Here is an 11,403-nt window from a genome sequence, read left to right on the forward strand (position 1 = left end):
ATGACCCCAATCAAAGCCGCTTTATCCATCTGTTATCTTTGCACTGTTTTTTATTGTCTTACTTTGTCTTCTTCCGGAATGGCAGAACGAAAGGCTTTGGAAAAAGAGTTCACAAAGGTTGCAGAGGAAGTCGAGCGGCTTGCCATCGAAAACCAAGTTTTGGAGGAAAAGGAAAAACGCCTCCAAAATGATTCGTATGCTTTGGAAAAGGAAGCACGCAAATACTATCTACTTTCCGAAAATGCCCACGTAATTAAATTTGAAGAAACCAAACTGGCAAAAGATGAGGTAGTGTCGAAAACGGCAAAATTAGCAAATATCAATTCCAATCTTTCTTTGAAAGAACCGCCTTTATTTTTACTTAGATTTTTTTATCTTTCTTTCAGTGTTTTCTTATGTCTGGGGGTTTACTGGAAGCTGAAAAGCTTGCCTCCCCAGTCTAAAGGGAAAAGACTGAATTAATATGCCAGAAGAAGAAAAACCAGAAAAAGAAATTACAGAAACACTTCAAGATCTCATCAGCGATAAAAACATCGGGAAAAAATTTCTAGAGAAACGTAAAATCTTTCTCTGGGGCGCTGTTACTGATGAAACATCTAAAGATATAACCAACAAACTACTCTACCTGGAACTTATGGATCCGGGCAAACCGATTACCTTTTATATCAATAGTCCGGGCGGCGTAGTCACTTCCGGAATGGTAGTCTACGACACTATGCAGATGATTTCTTCACCAGTCTATACGGTTTGTATGGGTATGGCGGCATCCATGGGTTCGATGCTACTGATCGGAGGAGAAAAAGGACATCGTTATATCTGGCCGAACGGTAGAGTGATGATTCATCAGCCTTCCATAGGTGGACAGTTCCAAGCTCCGGCTACGGATCTTTTGATCCATGCCAAAGATATAATGAAAACAAAGGAAAAATTGAACCGAATGCTGGCGGAAGCTTGCGGCAAAACCTATGAGCAGATGGTAGACGATACGGATCGCGATAATTATATGGATGCGGATGAAGCCGTGGCCTATGGAATCGTTGATAAAATTGTAAATTCAATAGACGTTGGCTGAGCATTCATTTACTCCTAGAAGATTTTTAGAAGGCAGACACCTCCAAACGGTTTATAATGTACTCTTTCCTCCTGACAATTCTCTGGAGGAGGAGTTTTTCTCGGAAAGCATAATTATCCCCACAAACGATCGTTCGGGGGATTTGCTTTATGTGGAACACAACCCCCCTCTTTCCCAAATCAGAAAAGATTCCGTAAAATGGAATGGCATCTATCTGTTGTTAATTCACGGGATGGAGGGAAGTTCAGAATCTCATTATATGGTGAGCGTCGGTCGGGAAGCACTTTTGCGTGGATACGGAGTGATACGGATCAATCTTCGGAACTGTGGAAAAGGTATCGGACTTGCCCGCTTGCCATATAATGCAGGTCAGTCGGATGATCTGGAAACTGTTCTGGATTTTACCCGCAAAACCTTTACAAAAGATATATTTGTAAGCGGCTTTTCCCTATCTGCAAATATGGCACTTAAATTTTTCGGTGAAGGTCGTCCGAAAAAGGCTCTGGCATTCACAGCTACGTCTCCTCCATTGGATTTAAAAAGAAGTTGTGACTTCATAGATTCGAAGGCAGGATTGTTTTATAAAAATCATTTTCTCTCGACGATGAAAGAAAAGGTGGCTTCTGGTATATACAATGTATCCGATCAGGTCATACAAAAAGTTCTTAAAAGTAAGTCCTTTTTTGACTTCGATGATTTTTTTACTGCGCCACTTGCCGGATACAAGAATGTTTTGGAATACTACCATACCTGTTCCAGTATTCGTTATCTTTCGGGGATTAAGATCCCTTGTTTGATTGTACATGCGGAAGATGACCCCGTGGTTCCTTCTCATGTATGGCATGATATCAATTGGAAATTATACCCGAAGATAGAAACGGTCCTCACGGAAAAAGGCGGTCATGTGGGATTTATTTCCGACCCTAGTCCCGACTACCCCGAAGGAAGATGGCTTCCGAAGATCCTAATGGATTTTTTTGACAAACAAAGAAAGTTATTATCATTAAATTAGAAGTTCCAGGAGACCCAAGATGAGAGATCTGTTAAAAGAATGTTTGAGTGAAGAAAATGGTCTAGTAGAACTTCGTTACCATCATAAGGAAAATCGTTCGTTCTTCGCCGAAAAAGGCAGAATAGAATCTTCTGCTCTTCGCAAAAGAAGCGGCGTGGGAATCAGAGTGCTTCATAACGGAACCTGGGGTTTTGCCTCCACGGGAGAAGTTTCAAAAGCCTCCATCCAAAATGCAATTCGTATCGCAAAACAAGCTGCCACTGTTTCCTCTTCACTCCGAGGGGAAAAAATTTCCAATCTTCCCCCTGCTCTTTTTGCCAAAGGAGATTTTATAGGGAAAGGGATTGAGGATTTCAGAAATCGTAGCGTGGAAGAAAAATTAAATTTGGTATTGGATGTTCAAAACAAAGCTTTGAAATCTTCCGCCAGCTTACAATCTGTAGGTTGCGGTTATTCCGAAATCTACGAAGAAAAAGCGATCGTTACAACGGACGGAGCTGATAGTTTTTTTTCCATGGTTCGTCCTGAGTTTCGGGTGAACGCGGTTGCGTCCGACAAAGGAAAATTGGAATCAGGTTCCCATTCCATCGGAGTGACCGGAGGATGGGATTGTCTTTTTCGGGATAAAAAACCGGAAGATATTTCCGACGAGGCATGTAAAACTGCTATCGATTTATTAACTTCTTCTCTTCCTGACGGAGGACTTGCTACTGTTATACTTTCTCCTTCGATCGTAGGTTTGCTTGTGCACGAAGCGATCGGTCACACCGTAGAAGCTGACTTTGTTTTGGCGGGTTCCGTGGCCCAAGGAAAAATCGGAACCAGAGTCGGTTCCGATCTGGTATCTCTTGCCGATTCAGGTGTTTCCGAGTACTCAGATGGTGCCGGTGGAACCATACCTGTGGATGATGAAGGTGTGATCCCTCAGAAGACAATGATCATCCAGGACGGAATTTTAAAATCCTATCTTCATAATAGAGAAACAGCTCACAAATTCAATGTTGCACCTACAGGTTCCGCAAGGGCTTGGGAATATTCGGATGTCCCTCTCATACGAATGAGAAATACATATTTGTTACCTGGCAATTCTTCATTGGAAGAAATGATCGCGGGAACCAAGAATGGTTATTTCCTGGATGGGGCAAAAAACGGACAAGCGGATGCCACCGGCGAATTTATGTTTGCCGTTCAAAAAGCATACAAAATAGAAAACGGCAAGATCACGAAACTACTGAAAGGTGCTACAGTCTCAGGCCTTGCCTTTGACGTATTGCAGAATGTGGATATGGTTTCCAAAGAATTCAAATGGGATTTGGGTTCGGGTCATTGCGGAAAAGGACAGCCTGCAAAAGTGGACGCCGGCGGACCTTATGTTCGCACAAAAGTTCAGTTAGGTGGTAATTGATCCATGGATAAGGCATTTATAGAAAAAAAACTGGAAGAACAAAAAAATCACCTGGAGTCTCTTGTCAAAAAAGCAAAAGACAACGGAATTTCCCAGGTGGAAATATTTTCCAGCTACGGTTATGCAGAAGAAGTCACCCTTGAAAAAAACGATTTGAACAACTGCACGGCAACTGAAGAAAATATGTTTGGAATCCGGGTCATTGAAAACGGAAGCCAGGGATTTTTAACCACAAATCATTTTCCTAGCCTTTGGGAATCCATCCAGGAAGCAAGAGATCTTGCCCGCAGCCAAACTACACCTGATACCGATTTGGTGCTCCCTGATCCACAGGCTCTGGAAAAAAGAGCAAATCAGTATGATGAGTCTTTGGATGTATTGGGTTTGGAGGATTTGGTAGAAATAGCAAAGACCACATTAGGTTGGAAAAAAGAAATTTTCCCGAAAGTCAATTTGGACTCAGGAGATATGTCCTTATCCAAAGGGTTTAAACTTATCGTTTCTTCCAAAGGAGTGAATGCGAGCGAACTAGGTGCGGGAATTTCCGCCTCGGTCATGGGAATGGCTGTCGATGGAAGTGATGTAGGGAGTTTTGATTATGATTCCGCAAGTGGAAACGATTACACTTATTTTGCAAAAAAATGGGAGCGTGCATTCCGTGAGTTCGGAGAAAAATGTATGGGCGGTTTGGGCGCAAAAACCATCCCAGGGTTCAAAGGTTATGTGCTTTTGCCTCCGGAAGCAGTTTATTCTTTTTTTCTAGGATCTTTTATCGGTTCTTTGAACGGAACAAGCATTCGAAAGGGAAAAAGCAAGATGGTAGGTCAATTGGGAAAACAAGTTGCTTCTTCAAAACTTTCCATTTGGGAAGACCCGACAATCACCAATTATGCGGGAACTACTTCCTTTGACAGAGAAGGCCAAGCTACTCACAAACAATCCATCTTAAACAAAGGTGTGCTCGACACTTATTTTTATAATACCTATGAAGCAAAAAAAGTTGGATTGAAAGCATCCAACGGATTTGCTACGGGCGGTGCGCAAAGTCTTCCCGGTTGCGGCCCGAGACAACTTCAGATTGCACCTGGAGATTCGAACAAAGACGATTTCTTTAAAATGAAGGAAAAGGTTTTGTTTGTGAACAGACTTTCCGGGACAAGCGACGGTCCTTCCGGTGATTTTTCCGGTGTGATCAAAGGAAGTTACCTTTTGGAAAACGGAGTGAAGACTCCCGTGAAAGAAGTTCAGGTTGTTGGAAATGTCTACGAAGCACTCAATCAAATTGTAAACATTTCGAAAGAAGGAGAACTGCTCGGAGAATCCTATTGGGCTCCTTATATGCTTTTGGAAGGATTTACCATCACCGGAGCTACGTGATGGCGATCAATCCGATCGTTGCAGAAACTCTGGAGCGCCCTCTCGGTGCTTCCTTTTTTCTCATTGTATCCTACCAGAATGATGATACTTATTTTGAATTAAAATCCATTACCGAAAAAAAATTTTCCAAGTCCGTTTACGAATCAAGCCCCATGCCTAAATGGGAGTTAGATGATGTTGACCGGCTCACTCAAATGCCAGGAAAAAGTACAAAGATACTTTCTTTTTTACAAAGAATCCACCGGGAAGAACTGGTTTTGATCAAAAGAGAATGTGTTGAAATCCAATCGGTACTTCGCAAAAAAGACCCTACACTTCGGTTGATCCCGGGTTATCTGACTTCTCATAATGTGGTGATTTCCCAATCCAAAGATGATTTTCACAGAGTTTATCTTTTCCAAGGTGTGTATTCAGAGATCATCTATGTATTTCGGGGAGGAAAGTTTTCCGTCCTGGACACTGCTCCCGGATTTTTTAAAACAAAGGAATCCGTTTATTTTTTTAATAGCTTACATGAATCTTATGAATACAATAAGCTTAAGTCTTAAATGTATGCAGTTGGAATTTTCATTTTGAAGAGGTTTGTATTTTTATCATTTTTAGTTTCGTTTTTTGCAGGCTGCAATCCCGAACTTTCCAAGGAGAATTCGATCACAAGTCAGTTGTTATGTGATAATTTCGACAGCAAAGTATTGTGCACTGAACCGAAGGAAAAAATAGGAACCGTTCTGATTCCCCGCACCGGAACCAAAAGAGAGGAAAAGTCATGGGAAGATTTTTCCAATTATCTTTATTTTAAAGTAAGAGAGACTCCCGGTTTTTTACTTACATTCCAAAGAAATTTCACACCGGAAGAAAGTTCCTCCATTCGAAAGGAGTACGCCGCTTATATCGGTTTGAACGGGGTAAGGGAAAGGATGGAAGGTTTCGAGCTGGGTGAAAATACGATCGCTTCCTTTCATTATTTAGGCGCACTTCTCAAAGAAGAAAAAAGACACACCGGCGAAGCAAAAAAGAAAGTCAATCTTGAAAAAGGATTGAGTCTTGTTTTGGAGTTCGAATACCAATTGCCCAAAGACAAAAAAGGGCAATTGATTCGTGAAATCGATCTTAGGTGGAAGCCTTAAGCTAACTACTTTTTTTTCCGCTCTTTAACATTTATTTCTAACCTTTTTTTCTATTTTTGCAGATACAAATCAAAAGGAGAAAAGAAAAATTCCGAAGGAATGTGTCTTAGAAATAAAAACGAAAAGAAGGAGATGACGATCGAGCTTACTATCGGTATCAGTAAATTGTCATCTATCAGTCCTTTGGCGACTGTGGAAGAAAAGAATTCGGTAAGACAAGCGGCAAGCACTCCCAATGCCAAAATCAAAACGGGAAATAGGGAAATTTCTTCCCCCCATTTCAGACTTAAAAAACTTTCCGGTTTTGAGATCGTAAATAGGAACAGAACAATTAAGCCCACAACAAATGTGGATACAAAAAATCCGATGATCCCTTCTCTTGATTTTCCGTTATAAAAACGGTTTTTGCCATATTTCGAACCTACATAGGCAGCTGTAGGATCTCCTACCACCAAAAACAAGATGGAAAGTACTGCGATCTCCGGGGGGAAAAAAAGCACCACAAGGAAGTTCGCGAAAAAATAAGGAACTGTTCCGTTGAATCTCGTGCGTTCCGACTCTTTCATTAAAAATCCGAAATGTTTAAAGAAAAATGCTTCGAAAGAAGAGGAAGTGAGTCGTATGGATTCCAAAATCACAAGCAGGAAAAGAAAAATGCCCAAGTAAGTAACTATAACTGCACGACTGGCGTAAACAAAACCGTTATAATCCCGGAATAGATCCAGATACAAACTAACAGGGATAATTAATCCCAATACATGCCAAATTTTTCTAGAAAAGTTAAAACCATTTTTATCAGACAAATTCTTCTACCTTAACCCTCGGGTTGCCATTTTAAAAGCACCCTCCTCGTTTGTTGCAATTGGAAATAGATTTCGAATCCCCGCCATTTGGAATGCCTGTCTTATGGAGGCAGGGATATTGATGAGAATGATTTTGTGTTTTTGAAGGAAGGACTCTTCATTGAGAGTACGGAAAGCCTGAATCCCTTGGGTGGTCACCATATTCAATTCCTCCAAATCCAGGATGACCGGACCGTGTTTGAGAGAGGATGTCACGGACTGAATGCATTTTGTGGCTGTAAAATTGTTCAAATTGCCCTGCAATTTGGTCACGTAAACAGTATCTATTTTTTCAGTGGCAACGACTAGTTCGTCGAGACTCATAAATTTTTCGCAATTTCATTTTTCATTCTTGCGCTCCCTGGCAAGTAAATAAAAACTTTTGGATGGAGACCCAAGTTTGAAGGCAAAAGTAGCTCATCTCTTTAAAAAATTAGAGGAAATTGAGCGTGATGGTGTGGAATTAAAAAAACTCACGGATCGCATCGCGGAAGATCGGGAGTATTCCCCTATTTTACGGGAATCATTCCAAGCAGAAATGCAAAAATTGGAAGAGCAAAAATCTGAAATTTTGAAAATTTCCATTTCCCAGATACCTGACAGTCTTTCCGGGAAACTGGACAAATCCCCCAAAGAAAATTTTATCTCTTCCTCCGAAACTGAAATCCCCTCTTCCGATAAAAAGAAAACCGATAAACCGGTTCGCAAATATTGATCTTTTCTCATTTAAAATAAAAGGAAATCGAATGAATTTTAAAAAATATTTTTTGGCTTATCTATTGATAGGGATAAGCACCCTAAGTTTAGTTCAGTGTTCCGGTGACTCTGAAATTCTAGCTACGTATGATGGCGGAACCGTAACTCGCGGAGAAATGAACTTTGTGATTGAAGCTTCCAAAAGAGGACAAGCTGAATCGCAACCAGTCAGTCCCGATATCCAATTGAAGATTTTGGAAAGCATCGCTCTTGAAAAAATTCTACTCTTAGATGGGATTCAATCCAAAAAAGTAGATCCTGCCGATGTAAAAAAAATAGAAGCACTAGTAGCCGATTTTTTAAAATTCAATGTTTATATGCGTGAATATACAAAGGAAGCGGTTAAAACAAAACCTCTCGAATTTGTAGATTTACAAATTACTTTGATTCGAGGTGCGAACCCTGCCGAGAATGAGAAAAAAGCGGACGAACTACTTTCTAAATTGAACTCTGCATCCAAATCCGAAGCAGGCAAACTGATCTCTGAAAATACTGCTGATGTAACCCGAAAACCTGTGGGCGGAAAATTAGAACCCTTCTGTGTAAATTGCAGCATCACTCCTTTGGAAGATATTATTTCGGAAGCGAGGAAAGTTAAAAAAGGACAGTTCGTAAAATACAGTAAAGAAAAAGAAAACCAAATCATTTATCTGGTGCGTATTACCGGAGAAGAAAAGGTCCACCCCGAAAGAGTTGTAAAATATCTGACTTCCGTATTTGAAGATTTCAAAGAAGAAGCAACCAAATATGGTGCATCCATTACTCCCGATGAAGAAACTAAAAACGCAATCAGCTATTTTACTGAAGGGAATTTGGAAGAAAAGGGACAACAGTTTGCACAACATACCCTAAAACAATTCGAACAAGGCTTATACCAAAAGGAAATGACTCGTTTAAAAGAAGTTAGCGGAATTGAAGTGAATCCGATTCCTCCTGTTTTTGGCCCGGAAGGGATTGATCCAAAAAACTACGGACCGGATTTGGTTCTCTATACCAAGAAGGACAAGTCCACTTATACTTGGAAAGATTTGGAAAATGATTTTGCATCCGTCCCAAATGCTTTGAAATCAGAATACAAAGATTCTAAATTAAAAATATGGGATATGCTAAACCTCTTTCAATCCACCTTATTGCAGGGAAAAATTGCACAAGAATCCCCTGACGTTCAAAAAATTTCCAAAGAAACGAGCTACCAGATGCAATTGGACAAGATGCGGGTTTCACTTGCATTGAAAGCATTCCAAGACGAAGTGAAATCTGTACCTGTAAACGTGACGGAACAACAGCTACGAGATTCCTACGAAGCTGGTAAACTTTATGCCTATTCCACTCCAGATCCCAAAAATCCTCAGAATAGAGTCACTCAGAGTTATGCACAAGTTCGGGAAAGAATCAAGTCTGAGATGGAAGGGGCGCAAAGGAACGCGTTTGTAGAGCAAAAAATCTCCGGTCTTAAGACTACTTACAACTTAAAAGTAGCCCAAGATCGCTTAAAAGAAGTTACATTATAAGAGTTTATGATAAACAGGAAAATAAATTTTTTATTAAATTTTTTTCTTGTTTTTTGTTACTTTAGACCTAGTCTGTAAGCTAGAGGGTAAAATGAATAATCACATTTATATGCTGCGTAAAAAGCGCGGAGTTAAACAGTATGATATGGCTCGCGCTCTCGGCGTTTCTCCGAGTTATTTATCAAAAATCGAAACAGGTGCTCAAGAGCCTACGGAAAAATTCAAAACCTCATGTGCTAAGTATCTAAAGACATCTGTGGACAAGCTTTTTAACGAGAATCTCGTGGAAGACATCTATCCTGAATTTGCCAATGGATTGAAGAATAAACTTTGGGCTGTCCGAAGAGAGATGGGAATCAAACAATATGATTTTGCTAAGAAATTAAAAGTTTCGACTCCTTTTCTTTCCAAGGTAGAACTTGGGCTTTTGGAACCGCCGGAAGATTTTAAAACTCTGGTTTCCAAAGTGCTTAAGATGGAAAAGGGCGATCTTTTCCTTGCATCAAAATAGTTACAACTAGCTAAAAATATAAGCAGGTCGGAATTTCCTTCCTGCTTCTGCTTTTTCCAAAATCTTTTGAAAAAGATTTTGTCACATACCTTCCTTCACTTCTTATAGTCCTTGATGAATTCTTCTCATGATGGATGGGCCACCCGAATCGGGCTCATACTCGCGGTTGCTAGCGGTGCCATAGGTCTTGGCAATTTCCTACGTTTTCCGGGACAAGCTGTCCAAAACGGTGGTGGTGCCTTTATGGTTCCCTATATCATCAGCTTCATTGTGCTAGGCATTCCTGTTTGTTTGGCAGAATGGACAATGGGAAGGATGGGGGGGAAACACGGGCATAGTTCTCCTTTTATCTTCAAAGAATATTTGAAAGGATATTCTTTGAAGATCACGGGAACCATCGGGGTCATGATCCCCGTGATGATCTATGTATATTACGTATTCATCGAATCCTGGTGCCTTGCTTACGTTTATTATTTTTTAATCGGCGGGCTTGATTTGGGCAGAACTGCTGCGGGAAATTTAGCGGAACAAAAAGAAATCATTTCGCAATCATCCGATTTTTTCCTAAATCTAACGGGTGCTAAGGAAAATGGAGCCTCATTCGAAAGTTCCATTCTTATCTTTTTTTTACTCTGTTTCGCATTTAATTTTTATTTGGTGTACCGCGGACTTTCCAAAGGACTGGAAGCATTTGCCAAACTCGCAATGCCACTTATGGGAATTTGTTCTACGATCGTACTTATTCGCGTATTAACCATACCTGGAATAGAATCCGGTCTCGCCGTTATGTGGAATCCGGATTGGTCTACTCTAAAGGAGCCTAAGGTTTGGATCAATGCAGCGGGTCAGATTTTCTTTTCACTTTCCACCGGGTTCGGTATCGCACTCGTATTCTCAAGTTTTTTGAAGAAGAAAGACGATGTTGTGTTGTCCAGTTTATCGTCCGCATCCCTCAATGAATTCGCTGAAGTAGTGTTTGGTGGTATGATTACCATTCCTGTAGCGTTCCTTTTTTTGGGAGCGACTGTTACTTCCTTCGGAACTTTCGGAATGGGTTTTATAGCACTTCCGGCCGTATTTAGTATGATGCCGGGAGGGAATCTTTTCGGTGCTCTTTGGTATCTTGTACTTTTTCTTGCCGCACTCACCTCTTCCATTACCATGTTACAGCCGGGAATTTTGTTTTTAGAAGAAGGTTTCGGCTTCAGTAAAAGAAAATCTTCCTTCATTTTGTTTTTGTTTACATTTAGCCTTTGTTTGCCGATCGTTTACTTTAACAAGGATTTCACCGCACTTGATATTGCTGATTTTTATATTGGAACGATTATGATCTATATACTCGCATCGATTCAAATTTTCGTGTTCTATTTTAAAATCGGAGTGGATCGGGGAGTAAACGATGCCAACCAGGGATCCCTGATACCTTTTCCGGGAAGCATTCGGTTTTTGATGAAGTACGTCACTCCTTGGTTTCTGTTATTTGTATTTATCTCCTTTTGTTACATGAACCTGCCCGAGTATCTGGACAAGATGAGTCCGGAAAAAATGGGTCAGATTGCTTCGAACAAGGGTGAAAGCGTAACCGATGCGGAAACAAAGGCCTATATTGCGCGTTATGTGGTCTTGGGTCTGGTTGCGGTTTTCATACTACTGTATTTTACGGTAAGTCGCGCACTGTCTAAGAAAAGCGAGGAAAATCCTGTATGAATGAACCGGTAGTTATGACTTGGCAAGGTATACTAATCATGTTCACTTCGATTGTACTTGTTTGTTCGATTTGTATTTATTGT

General features: G+C 40.6%; 13 protein-coding genes. 11 read left to right on the forward strand and 2 right to left on the reverse strand.

The genetic code is table 11. The features are described from left to right. From EHS11_RS15385 to EHS11_RS15415, 7 genes are read left to right on the forward strand one after another with little or no spacing between them, the layout of a single operon-like run. A complete protein-coding gene (locus tag EHS11_RS15385) occupies positions 1-462 on the forward strand; it encodes an FtsB family cell division protein (RefSeq protein ID WP_135765254.1) in 462 nt (153 codons plus the stop codon). Position 463: 1 nt separating this feature from the next. Next, positions 464-1,072: a ClpP family protease gene (locus EHS11_RS15390; RefSeq protein WP_135765255.1), complete on the forward strand. Its 609-nt coding sequence runs from the start codon at positions 464-466 to the stop codon at positions 1,070-1,072. Next, a complete protein-coding gene (locus EHS11_RS15395; RefSeq protein WP_246047935.1) occupies positions 1,065-2,084 on the forward strand; it encodes a YheT family hydrolase in 1,020 nt (339 codons plus the stop codon). Before EHS11_RS15390 ends, EHS11_RS15395 begins: the two co-directional genes overlap by 8 nt. A gap of 19 nt (positions 2,085-2,103) precedes the next feature. Further along, positions 2,104-3,489: a TldD/PmbA family protein gene (locus EHS11_RS15400; RefSeq protein WP_135765256.1), complete on the forward strand. Its 1,386-nt coding sequence runs from the start codon at positions 2,104-2,106 to the stop codon at positions 3,487-3,489. A gap of 3 nt (positions 3,490-3,492) precedes the next feature. Next, a complete protein-coding gene (locus EHS11_RS15405) occupies positions 3,493-4,866 on the forward strand; it encodes a TldD/PmbA family protein (RefSeq protein WP_135765257.1) in 1,374 nt (457 codons plus the stop codon). Beyond that, a complete protein-coding gene (locus EHS11_RS15410) occupies positions 4,866-5,414 on the forward strand; it encodes a DUF4416 family protein (protein WP_167884466.1) in 549 nt (182 codons plus the stop codon). Before EHS11_RS15405 ends, EHS11_RS15410 begins: the two co-directional genes overlap by 1 nt. 24 nt (positions 5,415-5,438) lie before the next feature. Continuing rightward, a complete protein-coding gene (locus EHS11_RS15415; RefSeq protein ID WP_135765258.1) occupies positions 5,439-5,993 on the forward strand; it encodes a hypothetical protein in 555 nt (184 codons plus the stop codon). A 50-nt stretch (positions 5,994-6,043) separates the two neighbouring features. On the opposite strand, the gene EHS11_RS15420 is transcribed toward EHS11_RS15415, so the two are convergent. Continuing rightward, positions 6,044-6,796: a diacylglycerol/polyprenol kinase family protein gene (locus EHS11_RS15420; protein ID WP_135765259.1), complete on the reverse strand. Its 753-nt coding sequence runs from the start codon at positions 6,794-6,796 to the stop codon at positions 6,044-6,046. A 6-nt stretch (positions 6,797-6,802) separates the two neighbouring features. Beyond that, entirely contained in the window at positions 6,803-7,159 is a 357-nt protein-coding gene (locus EHS11_RS15425) for an STAS domain-containing protein (protein ID WP_109019831.1), read from the reverse strand. A 76-nt stretch (positions 7,160-7,235) separates the two neighbouring features. Here EHS11_RS15425 and EHS11_RS15430 point away from each other — a divergent pair, with 76 nt between their 5' ends. The 4 genes from EHS11_RS15430 to EHS11_RS15445 all read left to right on the forward strand — a co-directional run bounded on the left by EHS11_RS15430 (position 7,236) and on the right by EHS11_RS15445 (position 11,320). Then, positions 7,236-7,550 (forward strand): hypothetical protein, encoded by a 315-nt coding sequence (locus EHS11_RS15430; RefSeq protein ID WP_135765260.1) that lies wholly within the window; start codon positions 7,236-7,238, stop codon positions 7,548-7,550. Between the two features lie 31 nt (positions 7,551-7,581). Beyond that, positions 7,582-9,102 (forward strand): LIC12015 family putative lipoprotein, encoded by a 1,521-nt coding sequence (locus EHS11_RS15435; RefSeq protein WP_135765261.1) that lies wholly within the window; start codon positions 7,582-7,584, stop codon positions 9,100-9,102. A 109-nt stretch (positions 9,103-9,211) separates the two neighbouring features. Continuing rightward, complete coding sequence (locus tag EHS11_RS15440; protein WP_109019987.1) at positions 9,212-9,613, forward strand: helix-turn-helix domain-containing protein; 402 nt, start codon at positions 9,212-9,214, stop codon at positions 9,611-9,613. A 114-nt stretch (positions 9,614-9,727) separates the two neighbouring features. Continuing rightward, positions 9,728-11,320 (forward strand): sodium-dependent transporter, encoded by a 1,593-nt coding sequence (locus EHS11_RS15445; RefSeq protein ID WP_135765262.1) that lies wholly within the window; start codon positions 9,728-9,730, stop codon positions 11,318-11,320. Positions 11,321-11,403 lie beyond the last annotated feature (83 nt).

This window comes from Leptospira ilyithenensis, assembly GCF_004771005.1.
GTDB classification, from domain to species: domain Bacteria; phylum Spirochaetota; class Leptospiria; order Leptospirales; family Leptospiraceae; genus Leptospira_A; species Leptospira_A ilyithenensis.